The organism is Streptomyces sp. NPDC048650 (assembly GCF_043199095.1).
Taxonomy (GTDB): Bacteria; Actinomycetota; Actinomycetes; order Streptomycetales; family Streptomycetaceae; genus Streptomyces.
The window spans coordinates 283,517-308,340 of the sequence record NZ_JBICVM010000005.1 but is presented as its reverse complement, the minus strand read 5'-3'; the positions used below and the strand labels follow the sequence as shown (position 1 = coordinate 308,340).

Annotated in this window: 16 protein-coding genes; 14 read left to right on the top strand and 2 right to left on the bottom strand. The window is 71.6% G+C overall.

Features of this window, described 5'->3' with window-relative positions; genetic code table 11:
* Nucleotides 1-33: 33 nt before the first annotated feature.
* The 5 genes from ACGFML_RS16560 (at nucleotide 34) to ACGFML_RS16540 (ending at nucleotide 6,647) form a co-directional block, all read left to right on the top strand.
* On the top strand, nucleotides 34-1,347 hold the full coding sequence (locus ACGFML_RS16560; RefSeq protein ID WP_393544251.1) for a flavin monoamine oxidase family protein: 1,314 nt from the start codon (nucleotides 34-36) through the stop codon (nucleotides 1,345-1,347).
* Nucleotides 1,340-2,773, top strand: a complete 1,434-nt coding sequence (locus ACGFML_RS16555; RefSeq protein ID WP_393544249.1) for an aminobutyraldehyde dehydrogenase — start codon at nucleotides 1,340-1,342, stop codon at nucleotides 2,771-2,773. Before ACGFML_RS16560 ends, ACGFML_RS16555 begins: the two co-directional genes overlap by 8 nt.
* Nucleotides 2,774-3,050: 277 nt before the next feature.
* Complete coding sequence (locus ACGFML_RS16550; RefSeq protein WP_393544247.1) at nucleotides 3,051-4,172, top strand: PP2C family protein-serine/threonine phosphatase; 1,122 nt, start codon at nucleotides 3,051-3,053, stop codon at nucleotides 4,170-4,172.
* 127 nt (nucleotides 4,173-4,299) lie between these two features.
* Entirely contained in the window at nucleotides 4,300-4,485 is a 186-nt protein-coding gene (locus tag ACGFML_RS16545; RefSeq protein WP_393544245.1) for a hypothetical protein, read from the top strand.
* A 611-nt stretch (nucleotides 4,486-5,096) separates the two neighbouring features.
* Entirely contained in the window at nucleotides 5,097-6,647 is a 1,551-nt protein-coding gene (locus ACGFML_RS16540; RefSeq protein ID WP_393544687.1) for a M4 family metallopeptidase, read from the top strand.
* Between the two features lie 77 nt (nucleotides 6,648-6,724).
* Here the strand turns inward: ACGFML_RS16540 and ACGFML_RS16535 are convergent, their stop codons facing one another.
* Nucleotides 6,725-8,710, bottom strand: coding sequence for an ATP-binding protein (locus tag ACGFML_RS16535; RefSeq protein ID WP_393544243.1), 1,986 nt, complete (start codon nucleotides 8,708-8,710; stop codon nucleotides 6,725-6,727).
* 227 nt (nucleotides 8,711-8,937) lie between these two features.
* On the bottom strand, nucleotides 8,938-10,749 hold the full coding sequence (locus ACGFML_RS16530; protein ID WP_393544241.1) for a M28 family peptidase: 1,812 nt from the start codon (nucleotides 10,747-10,749) through the stop codon (nucleotides 8,938-8,940).
* A 717-nt stretch (nucleotides 10,750-11,466) separates the two neighbouring features.
* Between ACGFML_RS16530 and ACGFML_RS16525 the strand changes: the two genes are divergently transcribed.
* The 9 genes from ACGFML_RS16525 to ACGFML_RS16485 all read left to right on the top strand — a co-directional run bounded on the left by ACGFML_RS16525 (nucleotide 11,467) and on the right by ACGFML_RS16485 (nucleotide 24,801).
* Nucleotides 11,467-12,447 (top strand): ABC transporter permease, encoded by a 981-nt coding sequence (locus ACGFML_RS16525; protein WP_393544239.1) that lies wholly within the window; start codon nucleotides 11,467-11,469, stop codon nucleotides 12,445-12,447.
* Nucleotides 12,448-12,547: 100 nt separating this feature from the next.
* On the top strand, nucleotides 12,548-13,639 hold the full coding sequence (locus ACGFML_RS16520; protein ID WP_393544238.1) for an ABC transporter permease: 1,092 nt from the start codon (nucleotides 12,548-12,550) through the stop codon (nucleotides 13,637-13,639).
* 64 nt (nucleotides 13,640-13,703) lie between these two features.
* Complete coding sequence (locus ACGFML_RS16515; protein WP_393544236.1) at nucleotides 13,704-15,839, top strand: dipeptide ABC transporter ATP-binding protein; 2,136 nt, start codon at nucleotides 13,704-13,706, stop codon at nucleotides 15,837-15,839.
* A 90-nt stretch (nucleotides 15,840-15,929) separates the two neighbouring features.
* On the top strand, nucleotides 15,930-17,621 hold the full coding sequence (locus ACGFML_RS16510) for an ABC transporter family substrate-binding protein (RefSeq protein ID WP_393544234.1): 1,692 nt from the start codon (nucleotides 15,930-15,932) through the stop codon (nucleotides 17,619-17,621).
* Nucleotides 17,622-17,867: 246 nt separating this feature from the next.
* The gene (locus ACGFML_RS16505; protein WP_393544232.1) at nucleotides 17,868-18,722 is read left to right on the top strand and encodes an alpha/beta fold hydrolase; all 855 of its coding nucleotides are present in this window, start codon (nucleotides 17,868-17,870) and stop codon (nucleotides 18,720-18,722) included.
* Between the two features lie 212 nt (nucleotides 18,723-18,934).
* Entirely contained in the window at nucleotides 18,935-19,690 is a 756-nt protein-coding gene (locus ACGFML_RS16500; protein WP_393544230.1) for a dienelactone hydrolase family protein, read from the top strand.
* A 291-nt stretch (nucleotides 19,691-19,981) separates the two neighbouring features.
* Complete coding sequence (locus ACGFML_RS16495; RefSeq protein ID WP_393544228.1) at nucleotides 19,982-22,063, top strand: SpoIIE family protein phosphatase; 2,082 nt, start codon at nucleotides 19,982-19,984, stop codon at nucleotides 22,061-22,063.
* A 185-nt stretch (nucleotides 22,064-22,248) separates the two neighbouring features.
* Nucleotides 22,249-23,472 carry a carbohydrate-binding protein gene (locus ACGFML_RS16490; protein ID WP_393544226.1) on the top strand — a complete coding sequence of 408 codons (1,224 nt, stop codon included), beginning with the start codon at nucleotides 22,249-22,251 and terminating at the stop codon, nucleotides 23,470-23,472.
* Nucleotides 23,473-23,838: 366 nt separating this feature from the next.
* Complete coding sequence (locus tag ACGFML_RS16485) at nucleotides 23,839-24,801, top strand: ornithine cyclodeaminase family protein (protein ID WP_393544224.1); 963 nt, start codon at nucleotides 23,839-23,841, stop codon at nucleotides 24,799-24,801.
* Nucleotides 24,802-24,824: the final 23 nt, after the last annotated feature.

Here is a 24,824-nt window from a genome sequence, read left to right as displayed (position 1 = left end):
GCCGCCCCACCGACAGCAAAGGAACGCTCCCCCATGAACCACGACGTCATCGTGCTCGGCGCCGGCCTCGCCGGTCTCGCCGCGGCACGGGACCTGAGCGCGGCCGGTGCCGACGTCCTCGTCCTCGAAGCCCGGGACCGGGTCGGCGGACGCGTCGAGCAGGCCGTGCTGCCCGGCGGCCGGCTGGTCCAACTCGGCGGAGAGGTGGTCGGCCGGGCCCATGACGCCTATCTCGCGCTGGCCGCGGAACTCGGACTGACCCTGGTCCCCAGCTATGTGGCCGAGCCCGGCCGGATGGTGCGGGCCACCGCGGAGGGCGTTTCGGCCGGCGATCCGCCGCACTGGTTCGGCCCCGGTGACGACGCCTGCCACCTGCGGGTGACCGACGCGTTCGTCGCACTGGCCGGGACCGTCGACCCGCACGATCCCTGGTCCCATCCGCATGCCGAGGCCCTCGACCGGTTGTCGGTCGGTGCCTGGCTGCGCTCCGAAGGAGCGAGCCCGGCCGTCGTGCGCCTGTGGGAGATCGGCCGGCTCGCCCTGGCCGACGGTTCGTGCGAACGCACCTCGCTGCTCGCCGCGCTGCGCAAACACGCCGCCGTCCCCGGTGACGACGCCTATTCCTACGAGGACTGGGAGGGTCTGCGGGTGGCCGAGGGCTCGGCGACCGTGGCGCTGCGCATGGCGGCCGAGCTGGGCCGGCACATCCGGCTCGACGCGCCCGCCGAAGAGGTGGCGGTGGCTCCGGGCGGCTGCCGGGTGCGGTTGCGGGGCGGGGAGACGCTGACGACCGGCGCCGTGGTCAGCGCCCTGCCGGTCGGCCCGCTGCGCTCGGTCGCGCTCACCGGGGTCTCCGACGCGCGGCTCGCCTCCTTGCACCGTCAGCGCCAGGCCGTCGCGGCGAAGTTCGCCGCGGCGTACGACAAGCCCTTCTGGCGCAGCCAGGGCCTCAACGGTCTCTCCGAGTGCGAGGGCGTGCTCGGCAGCACCTGGCCGCAGAGCGAGGGCATCCTCTCCGCACTGATCCCGCCCGAACGCTACGGCGTGCTCCTGGGCATGCCCGAGGCGCTCCGCGACCACGAGCTGCTGCGCGACGTGGCCCGCCTCTTCGGCGACGAGGCCCTCCAGCCGTTCACGTCGTACCTGCGGCTGTGGGGCACCGATCCCTGGACCCAGGGCTATGTCACGCAGTGGAACCCCGGGGACGTGATGGCGGTCGGCCCGTTGCACGGCACCCATGAACCGCCCTTCTACGTCTGCGGATCCGACCAGTGGGTCGCCGGCTACATGGAGGGTGCGGTACGCACCGGCCGGGCGGCGGCCCAGGAGGTGCTGCGCCATGGCTGAGACCGGCACACCCGCACCCGTCCTCAACCACATCGCGGGCAAGGACCGCCCGGCGGCCTCCGGCGCGACGATGGAACTGGTCGACCCCGCCACCGGTGAGGTGCACGGCGGCGCCCCGCGCTCCGGCGCGTCCGACACCGACGCCGCGTGCACGGCGGCGGAGGCGGCCTTCGCCCGCTGGTCGCTGACCACTCCCGCGGAGCGGCAGCGGGCGCTCCTGAGGATCGCCGATGCGCTGGAGGAGCATGCCGACGCCCTGGTGGCCGCCGAGGTGGGGGACACCGGCAAGCCGCCCGAGCGGTTCCGGGACGACGAACTGCCCGCGGTCACCGACACCTTCCGCTACTTCGCGGGGGCGGCGCGCAACCTGCCGGGAGCGGCCGCCGCCGAATACACCGAGGGCCGTACCTCGCTGCTGCGGCGCGAACCGGTCGGGGTCTGCGCGCAGATCACCCCCTGGAACTATCCGCTGATGATGGCCGCCTGGAAGGTCGCGCCCGCCCTCGCGGCGGGCAACACCAGCATCCTCAAGCCCGCCGACACCACCCCGTCGTCCGCCGTACTGCTGGCCCGGATCGCGGCGGAGCACCTGCCGCCCGGTGTGCTGAACGTGGTCTGCGGCGACCGCGACACCGGACGCTCCCTGACGGCTCACCCGGTGCCCCGGCTCCTCGCCGTCACGGGCAGTGTCCGGGCCGGGCGGGAGATCGCCGCCGCGGCGGCCGCGGACCTCAAACGGGTACACCTGGAACTGGGCGGGAACGCCCCGGTCATCGTCCATGACGACGTGGACGTGGCGGCCACCGCGGCCGAGCTCGCCGCCGTCGCGTACTACAACGCGGGCCAGGACTGCACCGCGCCCACCCGGCTGCTGGTGCACCAGCGCGTGCACGACGCCTTCGTGGCCGCTTTCGCGGCCTGTGCGCGGACCCTCCGGACCGGGCCGCCCGACGGTCCGCCGGCGGACTACGGGCCGCTCAACAGCCGTACCCAACTCGCCTCCGTGGAAGGTCTGCTGAGTCGCCTGCCGGCTCACGCCGAGGTGGTGACGGGAGGCGCGGCGACGGGGCGGCCGGGCTGGTTCCACTCCCCCACCGTGGTCGCCGGGGTACGGCAGGGCGACGAGATCGTGCAGGAGGAGATCTTCGGGCCGGTCGTCACGGTGCAGCGCTTCGCCGACGAGGCGGAGGCCCTGCAGCTGGCCAACGGGGTGCGCTTCGGTCTCGCGGCGAGCGTGTGGACCGGCGGCCACGACCGTGCCCTGCGGGCCACCCGGGCCCTGCACACCGGCATCGTCTGGGTGAACACCCATGGCACCACGGTGTCCGAGATGCCGCACGGCGGGGTCAAGCACTCCGGTTACGGCAGCGATCTGTCCCTGGCGGGCCTGTTGGACTACACCCAGGTCAAACACGTCATGCTGTGACCCGCACGGTGCGCGGCCGGACGCGTGCGGATGTCCGGCGGCCGGTCGGGAGCGGTCGGGAGCGGTCGGCGAAGGAGTGACACACGTTCGGGCCGTCCGGGTGGCCCCGGGGCCGCGGTGGCTGAAGGCTGGGTGCGCGTCCGTCCGCACAAGGAGTTCCCGATGGCCCCCACACACCGCTACGACGAGCACGGCGACCAGCGCCCCGGGCGGGATGCCGGCTGCCGGGCGGGCGCTGCCGGCGCGGGGCATCGCTGAGCGCCCGCGGCCGGGCACGGTGACGGTCGCCCCTCGCCCGCCTGCCGCCAGGCGATGGCCCCGCTACGTCGAGCTCGCCCCGGGCGTCCTGGTGGCCGGCGGTCTCCTGTGGAACGCGTTCTCCCCTCAGGACTACTGGGGAGATCCGATGCTGACGGCGGCCGGCGTGACAGCCGGTGCCCTGCTCTCGCTGCGGCACACCCTCACCATCGGCATCGTCATCCTGTGCGGCGTCTTCGCGCTGACGGTGAAGGACGGCAGCGCCGACACCGCCGTGGGCCACCTGGAGCTCATCAACACCCTGTTCGCCGCGCTGATGGGCGTGGGGGTCAACCGGGTGATCGCCCGGCACGGGCGCCGGCTGGATCTCGTCCGGACGGTGGCGGAGGCCGCCCAGCTCGCGGTGCTGCCGGCGCCGCCGGAACACATCGGCCCGCTGGCCATCGCGGCGCGCTACCAGGCTGCCCAGAGCGAGGCCCGGATCGGCGGTGACGCCTACGCCGTGCAGCGGACCCCCTTCGGCGTGCGGCTGCTGATCGCCGACGTACGCGGCAAGGGGCTGGGCGCGGTGAGCGCGGTGTCGGTGCTGCTCGGCGCCTTCCGCGAGGCGGCCGAGCAGGAGCCGGAGTTGCCGGCGCTGGCGGACCGGATGGAGCGCGCGCTGCTGCGCGAGGACGAGCAGACCTCCGAGGAGGACCGGCTGGAGGGGTTCATCACCGCCCTGATCTGTGAGGTGCACCCGGGCGGCGACGGACTGCGGCTGCTGAACTGCGGCCACCCCGCGCCCTACCTCTGCCACGACGGCGAACTGCGCGCCCTGGAGGCCGCGGACCCGGGGCTTCCGCTGGGGATGGGCGTGCTCGGTGTGCCCCGGCCGGCGACGGTCAACTGGCCGTTCCCGGTGGGCAGCACGCTGCTGCTGGTCACCGACGGCGTGACCGAGGCCCGGGACCGCAGGGGCACGTTCTACGACCCCGTGATCGAACTGGCGGGGCGCGGGCCGTTCCGGGGTCCCGAGGAACTGATCGGCCTTCTGATCCGGGAGGTCGAGCGCTGGACCGGCGGACCGCGCGACGACGACATGGCGGTCCTCGCGGTCACCCGGACCGCGGGGCCCGGCGACGGCCGTCCCGCCGCGTGACCGGACCGCCCGCAGTACCGACGACGACAGCGTGTGATAACAGCTATCCGCCGGGAAGATGAGAAGATCGGTCAGAGCATCAGCATCCGCCAGAGCGACCCCCGCTCCCGCGCAGATCGGAGTTGATGTGTCCGAGAACAGATCAGCCCTGCTGAGTCAGCGCGCCGCCGTCATCTTCCTGCTCGGCGCCCTCACCGCCATCGGCGCCGGTGTGCTCACCTGCCTCAACGGCGGCACACCGGCGTCCGCGGCCCTGGTCGGCGGTGCCGCCTTCGGCGCCGCCGTCACCTTCTTCCATACCGTCATCGACTGATCCCCGCACCGGTGTCACCGCGGTCACCGGCTTCACCGGTGCGGGTACATCCCGATCCCGAGGCCCTGTCGGGGACAAGCGCCTCCCGGGCGCGGCCGCCCGGACCGAGTTGGGCGGCACGCTCCGACTTCTCGACGGCGAGCGGGACGGCCGCACCGACCTGCTGACCGGCGCCGCCTCCACCGGCTCGGCATACCATCGCGGCGGTTTCCGGGGGTTCCGCGGCGGCGCGGCCGGACTGCCCACGGACGGTGTCCGCCACGACGGGCCCGCGGGATTCGGGGCTGCTCAAGAGGTGCGGGGCAGGGCGTGCGGGGCGGGACCGGCGACGCCCAAGGGCGGTTGTCCGCTGCCGACTTGGCACCATGAAGCGACGGAAACTGTGAAATTACTGTTTCTTGCGCGTTGGACATCTGTCAAAAGAAGTCAACTAGTGGCACTCTTCCCCTCGATTCACTCCTGCTCCACCGGGCACCCCACCCCTCGGTTGCCCGGCCACCTCTGGGGACCGCGACCCCGCGGCCCGCACAAGGGAGACCGAGTTGAGACGGATCTCGTCCACCCCCCGCAAGAACACTCTGCGCGCTGCCGCGCTGGTCGCCTCCGCCGCCATGGTGGCGGTCGGCGTCCAGGCCGGTTCGGCCAGCGCGCAGCAGGACCGCGCTGTCGGCGCATCGGCGGTCCACCTCTCCTCCGCACAGCGGGCATCCGCTCTTCAGGATGCCCGACACGACGCCTCCGCCACGGCCGCGAAGATCGGCCTCGGCGGACAGGAGAAGCTCATCGTCAAGGACGTCGTCAAGGACGCGGACGGCACGGTGCACACCCGCTACGAGCGCACCTACGCCGGGCTGCCCGTCCTCGGCGGCGACCTGGTGGTACACCAGGCCAAGAACGGCACCCACAGCGTCACCAAGGCGGTCGGAGCCCGGATATCCGTGGCCGGGACCACCGCCGCCCTCGCGCCCTCCGCCGCGAAGAAGAGCGCACTCGGCGCTGCCGTCGCGGAGAAGAACACCAAGGCCAGTGCCTCCGCCGCGCCGCGCAAGGTGATCTGGGCCGCCACCGGCAAGCCCGTTCTCGCCTACGAGACCGTCGTCACCGGCGTGCAGAAGGACGGCACGCCCAGCGAACTGCACGTCGTCACCGACGCGACCACCGGCAAGAAGCTGTTCCAGCACGAGGCCATCGAGACCGGCACCGGTACCAGCACCTACAGTGGCAAGGTCGCGCTCACCACCACCAAGAGCGGATCGACCTACCAGCTCACCGACGGCGCCCGCGGCGGCCACAAGACGTACGACCTCAAGCAGGGGACGTCGGGCACCGGCACGCTCTTCACCGACGCGGACGACGTATGGGGCGGTGGCCGCCAGACCGCCGGCGTCGACGCGCACTACGGAGCGGCCGTCACCTGGGACTTCTACAAGAGCACCTTCGGCCGGAACGGCATCCGCAACGACGGCAAGGGCGCCTACTCCCGCGTCCACTACGGCAACGGCTACGTCAACGCCTTCTGGGACGACAGCTGCTTCTGCATGACCTACGGCGACGGCGAGGGGAACACCCACCCGCTCACCGCCCTCGACGTGGCCGCCCACGAAATGAGCCACGGCGTCACCGCGGCCACCGCGGATCTCAACTACAGCGGCGAGTCGGGCGGCCTCAACGAAGCCACGTCCGACATCTTCGGCACATCGGCCGAGTTCTACGCCAAGAACGCCTCGGACGTGGGTGACTACCTCATCGGCGAGAAGATCGACATCAACGGCGACGGCAGCCCGCTGCGCTACATGGACAAGCCGTCCAAGGACGGCGCCTCGGCCGACTACTGGTCGAGCACCGTCGGCAACAAGGACGTCCACTACTCGTCCGGTGTCGCCAACCACTTCTTCTACCTGCTGTCCGAGGGCAGCGGCGCCAAGACCATCAACGGCGTCAGCTACAACAGCCCCACCTCCAACGGCTCCAAGGTCACCGGCATCGGCCGGGACAAGGCCGAGAAGATCTGGTACAAGGCGCTCACCACGTACATGACCTCCACCACCAACTACAAGGCCGCGCGCGCCGCGACCCTGAAGGCGGCGGGTGACCTGTACGGCACGACCGGCGCCGAGTACAAGGCGGTCGGCGCCGCCTGGTCGGGCGTCAACGTGAAGTAGGAGCCCCTCGCGCGAGCGTCCCGACACCGGCGCCGGTGTCGGGACGCTCGCGTACACCCCCGGACGACGCCCCGCCGCTACCCGGCCTCTGATGCACTCAGCGCGTCCAACAGCTCGGCGACCTCCTGGGCGGACGGGGGAAGTCCCGCCTCCTCGTACGCCGACCGGGCCTGCTCCCAGTGGCGGCGTGCCGCGTCCGGCCGTTCCGTGGCGACGGCCAGATGGCCGAGGTGGTGCAGGGTGCGCGCCCGGCCGGCGGAGTTGCCGAGCCGCTCGTAGACGTCCAGGGCGGACTCGTAGTGGTCCAGGGCCGCCGCGTGGTCTCCCTGCTTCCGGGCGGTGTACCCCAGGTTGAACAGGGTGTGCCCGCTTCCCGGCTGGTCGTCGAGCACGCGGAAGAGCGGCAGGGCGGCGGCGTAATGGCTCTCCGCCTGGGCGTACCGGCCGATGCGTCGGGCGACCGTGCCCATGCTGTGCAGCGTCCGGGCCTCGCCGGTGCGATCGCCCAGCTCGTGGTAGCGGTCGAGGGCCTCGGCGAACACGGGCAGCGCCAGGTCGAAGTCCTGCTTGTGCTTGAGGAAGTCGCCCTTGTTGTACAGCGCCAGTGCCAGCTCTGCGCCGTCGGCAACGGAGTCGGCGAACTCCACGGCCATGTCGCACACCTCCAGGCCGGCGGCCCAGTCCTGCTGTCGGCGGAGAAACCAGCTGACGTTGTGCGCCAGGGGCAGCACCATGGCGGGCCGATCGTGCCGGTGGGCCAGATGCAGGGCCGAGCGCAGATTCAGGCGCTCGGTGTCCAGCCAGTCCTCCGCGGCGTCGGCACGCCGGCGCAGCCGGGCCGCCTCCACGATGCGCTCCGTGGCGTCCCGGGCGGCGTCACGATAGTGGGCGAGCAGCCGGTCGACGGCGGCCTGCACACTCGCCGCGTCGTCCTCCTCCTCACTGCACCGCTCGGCGAACAGCCGCAGCAGGTCGTGGAAGCGGACCCAGCCCCGTGGTTTGCCGTGCTCGAGCATGTGGACGTCGCGCAGCGCGCGGAGCAGCTTCCCGGCCTGCGGCACGGAACGCCCGGTGAGCGCGGCGGCCGCCTGCACGCTCACCTGCTGCCCGGGGTTGAGGGACAGGTACCGGAACATCCGGGCTTCCTCGGGGCCGAGTCGGGCGTAGGAGAGGCCGAAGGCGGCGGTGACCGAGCGGCGGTCCCCGTAGGAGAGCTCCTCCAGCCGGGTGGCGCGGTCGCGTAACGCCGCGGTGAGTTCGCCGATGGTCTGGTCCGGGTCGCCGGCGAGTATCGAGGCCACGACGGCGAGGGCCAGGGGGAGGCGGCCGCAGAGCGCGGTGAGGTCGTGGACGGCTGCGGGCTCGTCTTGGGCACGCGTGTCGTCGGAGCGGCGCATGCGCAGCGTACGGGCGATCAGGGCGGCGGCCTCGGGCGGTTCCAGTACGCCGACGTCCACGATCCGGGATCCGGGCAGATCGCCGAGGGTGTGGCGGCTGGTCACCACGACCCGGTGGACGGGGGACCCGGGCAGCAGGGGGCGGATCTGTTCCGTCGAGGACGCGTTGTCGAACACGATCAGGGCGGCGCCGTGCCCGGAGGCGAGCTCCGCGAGCTTCGAGCGGTAGAGCGACAGCCGCCCTTCGAAGGTCGACGGAAAGAGTTCGGCGGGGACGCCCAGGGCGCTCAGGAAGACGGACACCGCGATGTCGGGCTGGACGTAGCGGGTTCCGTCATAGCCCTGGAGATTGATGAAGAGCACGCCGCCGGGGAACCAGCCCGCCGCCACCGCGTCATGGGCGGCGCGCAGCGCCAGGGCCGTCTTGCCGACGCCTGCGGTGCCCGCCAGCGTGGACACCACGAGCGGCGAGGCGCCGGACCCGGGACGCAGTGCCTCGGTCACCCGGCGCAGGGCGTGGGCTCTGCCCGTGAACTCCGGTACCGCCGGCGGCAGGCCCGCCAGCGCGGTGGGCACGGGAGGAGCGAGGTGCAACTGGCCGACGTGGCCCGCTTGGACGACCGGGCCGGTGACGTTCCCGCTCAGATCGTTGGACGACTGATTCACATCCCCTTTCTAGCCCACCGGCGAAGTGGGGAGGAAGGTATCTCCCGGACCGGCGTCCTTCGACGACGGGCTGTACGCCCGCCGTGCGGAGCCGGGCCGGGCCACCGGCTCGTCGGGCGCCCGCGGCGGACCGCGTCGCCGCCCTCGTCGGTCCACCGCAGCCGGGGTGCCGGAGGCCGGAGGGGAGAAGCGGCGGCGCGCCTCCCCTCCGGCCGTGTTCCGGGAGGTCAGCCCGTCTGCAGCGTGGCGTCGTCGATGACGAAGCTGCTCTGGAGGGTGGCGTCCTCGGTGGCGGTGAAGGTCAGGGTGATGCGCTGTCCGATGTAGGGCGTGAGGTCGACGGTGCGCTGGGTGTAGCCGGTGGCGGCGTCGGTGTTGGACAGGGTGGCCACGCTGGTGCCGCCCACCTTGAGCTTGAGGGTGTCGTAGGCGGCCCTCGGGTTCTCCTCGGTGTCGATGTGCAGCCAGTACGTCAGGGTGGCCCGGTGGCAGCCGGTGGGCACGGTCACCGTCTGGCCGATCGATTCGGTGGCGGTGGAGCCGTAGCCGCCGAGCCAGGCGAACCGGCTGCCGCCGTGGGCGGACTGGCCCGAGTGGGCGCCGATGGTTCCGGTGTCGCCCGTCCACGGGGCGGTGCCGCTCTCGAATCCGCCGTTGCCGAGGAGCTGTTGGGTGGTGCAGCCGCCGGCTCCGTCGACCGTGAGGGTGTAGGTCGTGGTGTGGGTGACGGATCCGGTGCCGGTGACGGTCAGTGGGTAGCTGCCCGGGGCCGTGCCCGAAGCCGTGGCGACCGTCATGGTGGAGCTGCCGCCGGAGGTCACCGTGCCCGGGCTGAAGGAGACGGTCACGCCCGAGGGGGCGCCCGACGCCGAGAGCTTCACCGACTGGGCGGAGCCGCTGGTGGTGGCGGTCGTGACGGTACTGGTGGCCGACGTGCCCGGCTCGACGGTGCCGGTGGCGGGCCCGGCGCTCAGGGAGAAGTCGTTCGCCGGGGTGGAGTTCGCGACGGCGACCTGCCACAGGGTGGCGGCGATGCCGTCGACGCTGCGGTCCAGGCCGGTGCTGTTGATGTTGCTGGTGGTGTCGCAGGACTGGTGGTAGCAGGAGTCATAGGCACGGTTGGCCGTGCCGCCCCATTTGGCCGCCTGGGACGAGGTCTTCCGGGCTCCGGCGCCCATCGCGTACCCGGAGGTCGCGATGCCCGCCCGTTCGAAGGAGTAGTCGTCGGAGCGGCCGGCACCTTCGGTGTTCTCCTCCGGCTGGAGGCCGAGGGAGTCCCAGTACGCCTTCATCGGCTGGGCGGCGGCGGAGGTGATGTGGTTGATGAAGTAGCCGCCGTTGAGCGAGGCGATCATGTCGAAGTTGTAGTACGCCTTGATCCTCGAACGCTCGGCGGAGGCAAGGGAGTTGACGTAGAAGTCGGAGCCGTTGAGGCCCTGCTCCTCGTCCGTCCACCAGCCGAAGCGGACCCGGGCCGCCATGGCGGGGTTCCGCTCGGCGAGCGTGAGCGCCGTCTCCAGCAGGGCGGCCGAGCCCGAGCCGTTGTCGTTGATGCCGGGCCCGGCCCCGACGCTGTCGAGGTGGGAGCCGAACATGTACACCTTGGCGGCGTCGCCCTGCGGCCACTCGGCGATCAGGTTGGGACCGGCTCCGGAGGCGCAGCCGGAGGTACAGGGCTGCTCGGTGACGGTGTAACCGGCCGCCTGGAGCTTGCTCTTGACGTAGGCGACGGAGTCCCGATAACCCTGTCCGCTGGATTTCCGGGTGCCGCCGTTGCGGGTCGCGATGGCGTTCAACTCGGCCAGATGGGCCTGGACCTTGGTGACGTCGATGTCCGGGGAGCTGCCGGCGGCCGTCCCGCGGGGCGGGCTGTCGGCCGCACCGCCGGTGGTCCTGCCGTCCGCGGAGACGAGGCGGACGAGCGGAGCGGCGGCCGGGTCCGCCGGTGGGGCCGCGACTGCCGGAGCCGCGACCAGCGCGGCCGCGGAGAGGGTGGCGGCAAGGGATGCGCCGGCCACCGCGAGTCTTCGTATCACCATGACTCCTCGAGGGGGGTGGGGAGTTCTACCGATGGAGGTTCTGGTGGAGCACCGGACCGCGGCAGCGCGCCCTGCCGTCGCGACGTCCCGCCGACTGCGCACTGGTGGCGTGCGGGAGGCCGGGAAGCGACACGCGGGCGGCATGTCCATGACCCAGGCGGCCGCACCATCACACCCCCACACCCCCGACGTCAACAGATGTCCCGGCATGGGGCGGTGTTTGTCGTAAAGCCGTAGATGCCGACCGATATCCGGGCACCTGGCGGTTCCGCCTGCACCGCCCACCCCCGGTCGCCGCCCACCCCCGACAGCCGGACGACCCCGGTCCGCCCGGGCGGCCCCGTGCGGACCGTTGGGACAGCACGTTCCGCACCGCTCGCGGTCCGCACGGGCCCTCAACGAAGCGTCCACGTATGTAAATTCTTCGTCAATTAGCATGGAGTGCCGTGACGTTCGAGGCGATGTCCGTATACCGGGCATCTCCTCACGGAGAGCGGTCGCACCTACGAATGAGAGGCAAATGCGCACTCTGACCCCCAGGTTCATCGACTCATACCGGAACGCCTCCCTGACTTGCGAGAGTTGGCGTTATCGCTCCGTGAACATCCCGTGATCGACAATCAGGTCTTATCGCTAAAAGATGACGCTCGACCAGCACCGCCCCCACCACGGCCGTCACGCGCTGATGCGGTGCGCACGAGGGAGAGGCATCGAAACATGGGCCGGTATCTGCTGCGCCGACTGGCGAACTATCTGGTCCTGGTGGTCGTCGCGGCGGCACTGACGTACTTCCTCGCGGGGCTCAGCCTCAACCCCCGCGCCAAGTTCGAGGGCCGCAACCCACCGCTGCCCGCGTCGTCCATCACCAAGACGCTCGACGACTACAACATGAACCCGGACACCCCCGTCCTGACCCGGTTCGGGCACTGGGCGGACGGCGTCGTGCACGGAGACCTCGGCAAGACCATCGACGGCGACAGCGTCAACGACGACTTCGGCCGACGGGTGGGCGTCTCCACCAGGCTGCTGCTGATCGCCACCCTCGTCGGCTCGCTGGGCGGTGTCGCCCTCGGCGCGTTCGGGGCCATCCGCCAGTACCGGCTCTTCGACCGCTTCACCACCCTGGGCTCGTTCTTCGTGCTGGCCATGCCCGTTTTCGTGATCGGCGTCGCGCTGAAGATCGGTGCCACCGCCGTCAACGACGGCTCACAGACCATCAAGGTGCTCGGCGAGTACGACCCGCAGTACGCGGGGCAGTGGAATCTCGACGCCCTCGTCAACCGCGCCCAGCACATGCTGCTCCCGGCGCTCACCCTGATCATCCTGCAGATCGCGCTCTACAGCCGCTACCAGCGTTCCACCATGCTCGACGTCCTCGGCAGCGACTTCCTGCGAACGGCTCGCGCCAAGGGACTCCGCCGACGAACGGCCCTGGTCAAACACGGCCTGCGCACAGCGATCCTGCCCGTGGTGCCGCTGCTCGTCTACAACATCGTGCTGCTCTTCACCGGCGCCACCTTCACCGAGAAGACCTTCGGCTGGCACGGCATGGGCGAGCTGCTCGTCGACTCGATCAACAAGCAGGACGTCAACTCCGTGGCCACGGTGGGCCTGTTCACCGCCGTGCTGGTGCTGATCGCCGGAGTGCTGTCCGACCTGCTGTACGCGGCGCTCGATCCGCGCGTACGGGTCCGCTGACTTCCCCAGCCACCGCTGGGAGGTGCCCCCATCCCAGCTACTGCTGGGAGGCCCCCGTCGCCGACCGAACCCCACCCACCGCACCTCAGGAGAGCGCGCGATGAGCGTCCAGCTGCCCCCCGCGTCCGAACCCGCCCCCGGCCCCGTCCCCTCCGTCGAGACCGATGGCCGCCCGGCCGAGGCCCGTACCTCACGGCTGCGGTTGACCGTCCGCCGCTTCACCCGGAACCGCCTGGCGCTGTTCGGGCTGTGCCTGCTCGTGCTGCTGTTCCTCGGTGCCTACGGCGGCCCGTTCCTCACCAAGTGGGACTACCAGCAGCACGACTACCTGAGCTTCCTCTCCAGCCCCTCCGGGGACCACTGGTGGGGCACCACACAAGCCGGCGTCGACCTCTTCTCGCTGACCATGCGCGGTCTGCAGAAGTCGCTGATCATCGGTCTGCTGGTCGGCGTCGTCTCGACGGTCCTGGCCGCCACCGTCGGCGCCTTCGCCGCGTACTTCGGCGGCTGGACCGACCGGGTGCTGATGTGGATCGTCGACCTGCTGCTGGTGATGCCCTCGTTCCTGATCATCGCCGTCCTGTCGCCCGCGTTCCGCGGCTCCACCTGGCTGATCTTCGTGGTCCTGCTGGGCGCCTTCAGCTGGATGGTCACCGGCCGCGTCGTGCGGTCCATGACCTTCACGCTCAAGGACCGGGAATTCGTCAAGGCCGCCAAGTACATGGGCGTCCCCGCGCCGGTCATCATCTTCCGGCACATCCTGCCCAACATGGCCTCGATGCTGATCATCGACGCGGTGATCCAGGTGGGCGCGGCGGTCATCGGTGAAAGCAGCCTGTCGTACTTCGGATTCGGTGTGCAGGCGCCCGACGTCTCCCTCGGTACGGTCATCGCCGACAACACCACCAACGCCACCACCTACCCGTGGCTGTTCCTCTTCCCGGCCGGCTGCCTGGTGCTGATCGGCGTCTCCATCTCCTTCATCGGTGACGGTCTGCGCGACGCACTCGACCCCAACGCGTCGGGTGCGAAGGCACGTTCACCCCGCAAGCGGAAGCAGCCGAAGGTCCGGGCGACCGCGGCCCCGGCGGTTCCGACGCAGGCCACGGCCACCGCCGGTGTGCCGGTCGCCGCCGACGACCGGCACACCGGCCCCGGGACGTCCGCGGGCAGCAAGGGCGCCGCCTCGTGAAGCGCGCAGCCCGCCCCCAGCACCAGACCTCCGCGCACCGCGCGCCCCAGGAAGGACCCCGACGGTGACCGAGACCAGCCCGGCGCAGCCCACCGAGGCCGCCGACGCGACGCAGCCCGCCCTCGACGTGAGCGACCTGACGGTCTCCTTCCCGAGCGAAGCGGGCGACGTGCAGGCCGTACGCGGCGTCTCCTACGCCGTGCGCCCCGGGGAGGTCCTCGGCATCGTCGGCGAGTCCGGCTCCGGCAAGTCCGTCTCCTCCATGGCCGTACTCGGTCTGCTCCCCGAGAGCGCCGACGTCGCCGGGTCCGTCCGACTCGCCGGGCGGGAGCTCCTCGGCCTCGGCGACGCCGCCCTGTCGAAGATCCGCGGCAACGACATCGGCATGGTCTTCCAGGACCCGCTGTCCGCCCTGACACCCGTCTACTCCATCGGCGACCAGATCGTCGAGGCCATCCAGGTCCACCAGTCGCTGGACAAGGGCGTCGCCCGCAAGCGGGCCGTCGACCTCCTCGACGTGGTCGGCATCCCCGACGCGAAGCGCCGGGTGAACGCGTTCCCGCACGAGTTCTCCGGTGGTATGCGGCAGCGCGCGATGATCGCCATGGCCATCGCCAACGACCCCAAGGTCATCATCGCCGACGAGCCCACCACCGCCCTCGATGTGACCATCCAGGCCCAGGTCCTGGAGGTGCTCAAGACCGCCCAGGAGGTCACCGGCGCCGCCATCGTCATGATCACCCACGACCTCGGAGTGATCGCCGGCTTCGCGGACCGGGTGCAGGTGATGTACGCGGGCCGGCCGGTCGAGGCGGGCCCGGTGGACGAGGTCTACTACCGGCCGCGGATGCCGTACACCATCGGCCTGCTCGGCTCGATCCCCCGGCTGGACGAGGCGCGGGCGGAGGGCACCGCACGCCGTGCCCTCACCCCCATCGACGGCAACCCGCCCAAGATGGTCGACCTGGCGCCCGGCTGCCCCTTCGCGCCGCGCTGCCCCCTCGCGATCGAGCCCTGCCACACGGTGGAACCGGAGTTGGCGGTGGCCGAGGGGGCCGGGCACCCCACTGCCTGCCACCGCGCACACGAGATCGGCGCCGGGCTCGACCGGGACACGGTCTATCCACTGCCGGTGCTGCCGGAGACCGGTGCGATCGAGCGGCTGCCGCGTGCGGAGCGCGCCACCGTCCTCGAACTCGACGGACTCGTCAAGCACTTCCCGCTGACCAAGGGCGCGATCGTCAAGCGCACGGTCGGCACCGTACGGGCGGTCGACGGCATCAGCCTCGACATCCGCGAGGGCGAGACGCTCGGCCTGGTCGGCGAATCCGGCTGCGGCAAGACCACCACCCTGCTGGAGATCCTCGATCTGCCCAGTGGCCAGGCCGGCACCGTCACCGTCTTCGGCAAGGACATCCGCGGCCTGAGCCGGGCGGACCGCAAGGGCCTGCGCCGCGACATGCAGATCGTCTTCCAGGATCCGATGGCGGCGCTCGACGCCCGGATGCCGGTCGGCGACATCCTCGCCGAGCCGCTGAAGACCCATGGCTGGGACAGGACGCGGATCGCCGCCCGGGTGCCCGAACTCCTCGAGATGGTCGGCCTGGAGGCCGAGCACGCCGAGCGCTATCCGCAGGAGTTCTCCGGCGGCCAGCGCCAGCGCATCTCCATCGCGCGCGCCCTCGCGCTGGAGCCCAAGCTGGTCATCCTCGACGAGCCGGTCTCCGCGCTCGACGTCTCCATCCAGGCGGGCGTTCTCAACCTCCTCGACGCGCTGAAGACCCGCCTCGGGCTCAGTTATCTCTTCGTCGCGCACGATCTGTCCGTCGTACGGCACATCGCCGACCGCATCGCGGTGATGTACCTCGGTCGGATCGTGGAACTCGGCGCGGCCGACGACGTCTTCGCCGCGCCCTCCCATCCGTACACCCAGGCGCTGCTGTCCGCGGTCCCGCTGCCCGACCCGCGCAAGGAGCGGGAGCGCACCCGGGTCCTGCTCAGCGGCGATCTGCCCAGCCCGGCGGACGTGCCGGCCGGCTGCCGGTTCGCGGGCCGTTGCCCGAAGTACGCCGAGCTCGACGAGAGCGAGCAGGCGCGCTGCCGGGACGAGGACCCGGCCACGGCCGTCCTCGGACCGGACCACACCGCAGCCTGCCACTTCGCGACCGCGCTCGATGTCGTCCGGTCCGCACCGCACTGATCACCCGTACCCGCGCGCCACACCCACACGTCCACTGCACTCCCACACATCCGTGGCCGGCATCCCGCGGCCACCGAGGAAGAGGAACTCGTGAAGGTCTCCCGATATCCACTCGCCCTGGTCGCGACCCTCGCCGTGTCGTCACCGGCACTGACCGCCTGTGGCGGCTCGGACGACGACGCGGCGGAGAAGGCCCCGCAGAAGTCGACCGCCCTGAACATCAAGGCCACCGACCCCGCGAAGCTCACGCAGGGCGGGACGATGAACTGGGCCATCCAGACGTTCGCCACCCAGTGGAACATCGTCGAGATCGACGGTCTGCAGACCGGCCCCACCGAGGTGATGAAGGCCCTCATGCCGAGCTTCTGGCACACCGACGCGCACGCCCAGCAGTCCCCGAACAAGGCGTACCTGCTGGGCGCCGACTCCAGGACCGTGAAGGGCAAGCAGGTCGTGACCTGGCACCTGAACCCCAAGGCGAAGTGGTCCGACGGCACGCCGATCACCTGGAAGGACGTGGCGGCCAACACCCGTGCCCTGGACGGCCACGACAAGGCGTTCAAGGTGACGTCCACGGTCGGGTTCGACCAGGTGGCGGACGTCAGGAAGGGCAAGGACGACCACGAGGCCGTCATGACCTTCGACAAGCCGTTCGCGGACTGGAAGGGCATGTTCAACGCGGCGACCAACCAGCCGCTGTACCCGGCGAAGTACGTGTCCGACGCGAAGACCTTCAACACGGCCTACGTCAACAAGATCCCGGTCACCGGCAACGCCTTCAAGCTGGGCAGCATCGACAAGTCCGCCAAGACGATCACGGTGGTGGCCGATCCGAAGTGGTGGGGCGACAAGCCCAAGTTGGACAAGATCGTCTTCCATGCGATGGACCAGGCGTCGATGCCGGGCGCCTTCGCCAACGGTGAGGTGGACTACTTCGACGTCGGCGGCAACGCCTCCGCCTACAAGCAGGCGTCCAAGGTGTCGGCCGGCGAGATCCGTGAGGCGGGCGGCCCCAACTACCGTCAGTTCACGTTCAACGGCAAGAGCGCCAAGCTCAAGGACCCGAAGGTCCGTCAGGCGCTCTTCATGGCCACCGACCGCGAGACGATCGCCAAGTCGGACCTCAAGGGCCTGGGTTGGAAGCCCGCCACCATGGACAACCACCTCTTCGTCGGCAACCAGAAGGGGTACCAGGACAACGGCGGCAAGCTCGGCAAGTACGACCCGAAGGCGGCCGGGAAGCTGCTGGACGAGGCGGGCTGGAAGCTCAGCGGGAAGATCCGCAAGAAGGGCGGCCAGGAGCTGTCCCTGCGGTTCATCATCCCGTCCGGCACTCCCGCTTCCACCAACGAGGGGTCGATGCTGACGCAGATGTACCAGCAGATCGGCGTCAAGCTGCAGGTCCAGACGGTGCCGACCAACGACTTCTTCGACAAGTACATCAGCCCGGGCGACTTCGACGTGACGCCCTACACCCTGCTCGGCACGCCGTTCCCCGCGAGCGGATCCACCAACGTCTACAACTCCAAGGGCGGCAACAACTACTCCAGGGTCGGCAACAAGAAGCTGGACGGCCTGCTCAACGCGGCCAGCACCAACGCCGCCGACCCGGCCGGCGCGCTCGAGCAGGCCAACCAGGCCGACGCCGAGGCGTGGCAGATCGCCGGAGTCCTGCCGCTCTACCAGCGCCCCGACATCGCGGCCATCAAGAAGAACCTCGCCAACATGGGCGCTCTCGGCATGACCGACCCGGTCTACGAGCACATCGGCTTCACCAAGTAGCTGCTGGAGCACCGCCCCGAGCCGAGGGCCGGACCCCTTTCGTACGGGTCCGGCCCTCGGCCTTGTCCGGGGCGGCCGCAGGCGCTGTCCGGCGCCCGGGCCGCGCGGCCGTCCCGGGGGAGCGCCGATGCCGGGCGGAACGACGAACGCTCCCCCGGCCGGCGGCGTACACACGGGCGGAGCAAGTCCGCCGGCGACATGCGCACGAGCCCGGTGACGGCCCGCGAGGCCGCGTACGTTCGCCCCATGACCGCACCCTCGCCCCGTTCGGCCCACGTCAACGGCCAGACCATCGAGTATGTCCGGGACGGCGACGGGCCGACGCTCGTGCTGCTGCACGGCTACCCCCAGACCTGGTACGAGTACCGGGCCGTCATGCCCGCGCTGGCCGAGCACTTCACGGTGATCGCACCGGCGCTGCGCGGGGCGGGCGGATCGAGCGCGCCCGCCGGCGGCTACGACAAGAAGACGATGGCCCAGGACCTGCGGGCCCTGCTGAGCGACCTCGGCCTGGAGCGGCGGATCAGCCTGGTCGGCCACGACATCGGCACCATGGTCGCCTACGCGTATGCGGCGCAGTACCGCGACGGCGTGGCCAAATTGGTGCTGAGCGAGGCTCCGATCCCCGACCCGGGCATCTACCGGTTCCCGTCGCTGACCCCGTCCGGCCCGGGCTTTTGGAACTTCGGGTTCTTCGGTCTCGAGAACGGGCTGCCGGAGGCGATGGTCCAGGGCCGGGAGCAGGTGTGGGTGGAGAAGTTCATCGCCTGGCTCGCCGTCCACCACGACCGGGCCACCGAGCCCGCCGCCGTGCGCGAGTACGCCCGGCACCTCGCGGACCCGGCCCGGCTGCGGGCCGGGTTCGAATGGTTCCGGGCGCTGGGTCAGGACGTGGCCGACAACCGCGAGTTCGCCGGGCAACCGCTGACCGTGCCGGTGCTCGCCGTGGGCGCCGAGGAGAGCCTCGGCGAGGCCGTACCCGATCAGGTCCGCCGGTACGCCACCGACGTCAGGAGCGAGGTGATCGCCGACAGCGGACACTGGATCTTCGAGGAGCGACCGGAGGAGATGGTCCGCCTGTTGCTCGACTTCCTGCGCTGAGGCGCGGCAGGGCGTGCCTGGTCGCATGGCGTGAGGACGGTGGTGGCGAGCCGGCGCGGGTGGCCCTGCCCGGGGCTCGGCGGGGCGCCCCATCCCACAACGGGTCCTGTCCGGGTGGGTGGTTAGTGTGGGGGAGTCCGCCGGCCGTGGCATCCGGCGGACGGGCGGCCGCCTCTCGTGCGCCGCCGGGGAGCCCGATGAAAGGTACGGACATGACGATCGTGCGCGATATGGCCCTGGACATCCCCACGCCGGACGGTGTCGCCGACGCCTATCTCGCCCACCCCGACGACGGCGAGCCACATCCCGGGGTGCTGCTGTACATGGACGCCTTCGGGCTGCGCCCCTCGCTGAAGGCGATGGCCAGGCGCCTGGCCGAGCACGGCTACACCGTGCTGGTGCCCAACGTCTTCTACCGCTCCGGGCGCGCCCCGGTGATCGAGCTGCCCGATCACATCGACCCCTCCCAGCGGCCGGAGATCTTCGCGCAGCTCACCCCCCTCCTGCAGGCCCTCACTCCCGAACCGGCGATGCGGGACGCCGGCGCCTACCTGGCCCACCTGGCCGCCTCGCCCCTGGTCACCGACGGCCCGGTGGGCACCACCGGCTACTGCCTGGGCGGCATGCTCGGGGTCCGGACCGCCGCGGCCTTCCCGGACCGGATCGCGGCCGCGGCCGCCTTCCACGCCGGCCGTCTGGCCACGGATGCCGAGGACAGCCCGCACCGGCTCGTCGACCGCATCACGGCAGAGCTGTATTTCGGCCACGCCGACCACGACTCGTCGATGCCGGCCGACCAGATCAAGAAGCTGGAGCAGGCCCTGGACGCCGCGGGCGTGCGCTACCGCAGCGAACTGTACGAAGGCGCCCACCACGGATACACCCAGGCCGACACCGCCGCGTACGACGCCGAGGCGGACGAGCGGCACTGGCGCGACCTGCTGGAACTCTTCGCGCGCACGCTCTGACGCGATGCCGGGGGTGGCCCGGCGGCCGCGCAGTCCCGCGCCGACGGGGGCCGGTGCGGCCGGGCACCTGTCCGGAGCCTTCCTCCGGTAGCGCTGCCCGGCCCCCGTGGGAGCCCTGGGGCAACCGCCGGCGGCCGGGCCCGACCGATGCCGGAGGGCCTGAGGTGGGCGGTCGGCCCGTCCAGAGGGACCATGGAAGCCGAAGCACTCTCACCGTACGAGGGGCAGGCCGCCACGGACCGGCGCGGGGGCACTTGCCCACACGGTCCGTCGCGCGGAAGGAGGGCCCGGGTGAGCGCAGCCGAGGGGCCGCCGGCGGACGCCGGGGAGCCGGAGGAGAGGTCGCAGCCGAGCGGGCTGCTGGACCTCCTCGGCGTCGCCGCGGTCCTGGTGGACGCCGAGGGGCGGATCGTCCTGTGGAGTCCGCAGGCCGAGGACCTGTACGGCTACACGGCCGCGGAGGCGCTCGGGCAGGCCGCCGCGCCGCTGCTCGTCGACCGGACGCACTGGGATCTCGTGATCAAGAAGTTCGCCGAGGTCATGGAGACCGGGCAGAGCTGGGGCGGGGTGTTCCCCGTCCGCCACAAGGACGGCAGCGCGCGCCTGGTGGAGCTGCGCAACATGCGGCTGCTGGACGACCGCGGCGACTTCTACGCCCTGGGGCTCGCCACCGACTCGTCGACGCTGCGCGAGGTGGAGCGGGACGTCGCCCTGTCCACCCGGCTGATCTCGCAGTCCCCGATCGGGCTGGCAATGCTCGACACGGATCTGCGGTACGTGGCCGTCAACCCGGCCCTGGAGCGGATGCACGGCATCCCCGCGAAAGATCATCTGGGCCGGCACTACCGCGAGATCATGAGATCCGCGAAGTTCGCGGTGCCCGAGGCCGCGATGCGGAAGGTCCTGGAGACCGGGGTGCCCATGGTCGACCAGGCGACCATCGTCGGCCACACCCCGGCCGACCCGCACAAGCACGCCTGGTCGATCTCGCTGTACCGGCTGGAGGACCCTCAGGGGCGCGTCCTGGGCGTGGCCGACCTGGTGGTGGACGTCACCGACCGGTACCAGTCCGCCATGGAGGCCGCCGAGGCACGCCGGCGCCTGGCGCTGATCGCCGACGGCTCCGTCCGTATCGGCACCACCCTGGAGGTGGGCCAGACCGCCCGGGAGCTGGCCGAGGTCGCCGTTCCCGAGCTCGCCGACGTGGTCACGGTCGATGTGCTCGACTCCGTCCTGGACGAGCACCGTCCGGCCAGCAGGAACGGCCCCGCGACCTTCCGCGCCCTCGCGGTGAAGGCCGCCTACCCCACCGACGCCGCCCGCGCCGTCGATCCCCCCGGCCAGATGGCCACCTACGACGCCGACCGCCTGGCAACCCAGTGCGTGCGCACGGGCCGCCCGATCCTGATCTCGCACGCCGACGTGGGGGACCTGGCGCGGATCGCCCGCGACGACCGCGCCGCCGCGCTGCTGGCCGCCTCCGGGGTGCACTCCTACATGCTGGTCCCGCTCACCGCCCGCGGTCGCATCCTCGGCTTTCTGGGCCTCAGCCGCGCCCGCAATCCGGTGCCCTTCGACGAGGACGACCTCGCCCTCGCGGCCGAGCTGGCGTCGCGTACCGCGGTGTGCATCGACAACGCCCGCTCGCACCAGAGCGTGCGCTCCGCCGCCGTGACCCTCCAGCGCAGCCTGCTCCCCGATCACCCGCCGTCGCTCCCCGGGCTGCGGATCGCCTCCCGCTACCGGCCCGCGCAGGCGACGTACGAGATCGGCGGCGACTGGTACGACGTCCTCCCCCTCGACGGCGACAAGACCGCCCTCGTCGTGGGCGACGTCATGGGCAGCGGGATCGACGCCGCCGCCACCATGGGCCGGCTGCGCACCGCCACCAGCGCCTTCGCCGATCTCGACCTGGACCCCGCCCAGGTGCTCCAGCACCTTGACAAGATCACTTCGGGGCTGGAGCACTACATCGCCACCTGCGTCTACGCCACCTACGATCCGCACCGCGCCGAGTGCCACATCGCCACCGCCGGCCACCTGCCCCCGGCCCTCGTGCGCCGCGGCAGGCCCCCCGAACTCCTCTACCTGCCCAGCGGCACGCCGCTCGGGGTCGGCGGCGTCCCCTTCGAGACCACCACTTTCACGCTCGCCCCCGGCGACCAACTGGTCCTGTACACCGACGGCCTGGTGGAGACCCGCCACCACGCCATCGACGAACGGCTGGAAGTCCTGCGCCAGTTGCTCGATGCGCCCGACCGGACGCTGGAAGCCACCTGCGACCGGCTGCTTCGCGAACTCCGGCGCCCCGACGACCCGGACGACGTCGCCCTGCTGATCGCGCGCATCGAGCCCTTCGACGCCGACTCGTAGCCGTGCGGCGGCCGTCGGCGCGCGGGTCCCGCGCCCCGGGGTCCCCAGCGGAGAGGCCCAACGCCGAACCGGGTGCGGGCAGTTCCGTTCGGCGCTGGTCCAGTCCAAAGTGTTGACGCGCTCGTGGCCAGGGGTCACCCTATGGGGCAATTGGTCTGGACCACCTTCGGTTCGTGGGAGGGCTTGTGCCACCTCGCAACATCAGATCTCTCGCCGCCGCCGTCTCGGCGGCCTGCCTCGCGCTCGCGGCGGCCGGCACGGCTGTGGCCGCCGGACACCGCGCCGCTCCCCCGGCCCCGAAGGCCGTGGGCAACAACTGGTATGCGGCTGCGCCCTACCTCATGCCGCTCGACAACGACCCGCCGGACGCGGGCGCCGTGATGGACGCCACCGGCCTCAAGGCGTTCCAGCTCGCCTTCATCCTGGCGCCGAACGCCGGTGGCTGTTCGCCGACATGGGGCGGCACCAACCCGGTCGGGTCGGACACCGCGGTCGCCGGCGTGATCTCCGCGATCCGCGCGAAGGGCGGCGACGTGTCCGCCTCCATCGGCGGATACGGCGGCACCAAGCTCGGACAGAGCTGCGCCACACCCGAGGCGACGGCCGCCGCGTACCAGCAGGTCGTCGACAAGTACGGCCTCAAGGCGCTCGACTTCGACCTGGAGGAGCCGGAGTACGAGAACACCGCCGCCATTCACAACGAGATCGGGGCCGCCAAGATCCTTCAGCAGCGGAATCCGGGCCTCTACCTCTCCGTCACCACCGCCGGGACGGCCGACGGTACCGGATGGTTCGGCAAGCAGATGCTGGGCGAGGCCAAGTCCCAGTCCTTCACCCCGGACAACTTCTCGATCATGCCCTTCGACGGAGGCTTCAACGGCGCCGCCTCACAGACCGCGGCCCTGACGAACTTCAACGCCCTCCTGCGGTCGACCTTCGGCTGGGACGAGGCCACCGCCTACGCCCACGAGGGCGTTTCGCAGATGAACGGCCGCAGCGACACCGGTGAGTACTTCACCCAGGCCGACTTCCAGACGGTGCTGGACTTCGCGACCGCCCACCACATGGCGCGGTTCACGAACTGGTCCGTCAACCGGGACCGCCAGTGCTCCCCGCCGGACAACAACGGCAAGACGTCCGGTACGTGCAGCAGCGTTCCGCAGGGCGCGTACGACTTCACCACGTACTCGGTGAGGTTCGCCGGGGCCACACCGCCCACCACACCACCGCCCACCACACCACCGGGCAACGGCAGCTGCACCGCCGACGCGTACAGCGCCGGCAGGGTCTACGTGGGCGGCGACACGGTCGCGTACAACGGCCACACCTGGAAGGCGAAATGGTGGACGCAGGGTGAGGCGCCCTCCACCGGCGGTTCGGGAGTCTGGCAGGACCTGGGCGCCTGCTGACTCCGCGGGGGGGAGTGCCGCGGGGGAGGAGCGCCGCGCCTGACCAGTGCTCCGGCACGCCTCCCCCGCGGACGGCTCGGATCGGGTACGGCGGTGTGCGCGATGAGCGTTCACCCGGCGGAAGCCATCCACCGGCCGCCCGGTCCCGCCGCCTCGGTATCGTCCGACGCAGTGGCCGTTCCGCCCTCGACGGCGAAGAGACGGAGTCCGGCGCCGCCGACGACGGCACGGGGTGAGGGGCGCACCCCGCTGGGGCAGACTCGTCGCCATGAGCTCCGTTCCCCCACCCTGTCGGGCCGCGCACGACCCGCCGGCGCCGCCCCTGCCACCGTGTCCCCAGCGCCTCTCCCCCGAAGGCTTCGCCCCATGACAGCTCCCCGCATCATCAGCGAGACCGGCCTCCTGAGCGCACTGCCGATGGCCGCGGCCATCGACGCGCTGCGCGCCGCCCTGCGAGCGGGGACGGATCCCGAGTCCGACCCGCCGCGCACCATCGTGCCCGTCGAGCACGGCCAACTGCTCCTGATGCCCGCACACCGGAACCGGTACGCGGGGGTCAAGATCGCCACCGTCGCGCCGGACAACCCGGGCGCCGGGCTCCCCCGCGTGCAGGGCCAGTACCTGCTGTTCGACGCCCCGACGCTCACTCCGGTGGCGCTGCTCGACGGGATCGCGCTGACCACCGTGCGCACCGCCGCCGTGTCCGCCCTCGCCGCCGACCTGCTCGCCGCACCCGACGCCCGCCGGCTGGTGGTGTTCGGCACCGGCCCCCAGGCGCGTGGGCACCTGGACGCGCTGCGGGTGGTCCGCCCGCTCACCCATGTCACCGTCGTGGGGCGGACGCCCGCCAACGTCGAGCGGTTCGTCGAAGCCGCCCGCCGGGACACCGGACTCACCGTCGAACCCGGCGATCCGACCGCCGTCGCCACCGCCGACCTCGTCGCCTGCTGCACCACCGCCAGAACGCCGCTGTTCGACGGCACCCTGCTCGCGCCCCACACCACGGTCATGGCGGTCGGATCCCACGAACGCGACAGCCGGGAGGTGGACAGCGCCACCGTCCGCCGCTGCACGGTCGTGGTCGAGTCCCGGGCGGCCGCCGCGCGGGAGGCCGGCGATCTCATCCCGGAGCTGGACAGCGGCCGGCTCGACCCGACCTCGCTGGTGCCGCTCGCCGACCTGGCCACCGGAGTCGCGACCGCGGACCCGGCGCGCCCCAGGTTCTTCAAGAGCGTGGGCATGGCGTGGGAGGACCTCGCCGTGGCGGGCGCCGCCTACGAGGCCGCCGAGGAGGACGGCCGCTCGGGCCCGTCCGCGGGAATCGGCTGAGGAGGCCGGCCCGGAGGGTGTCG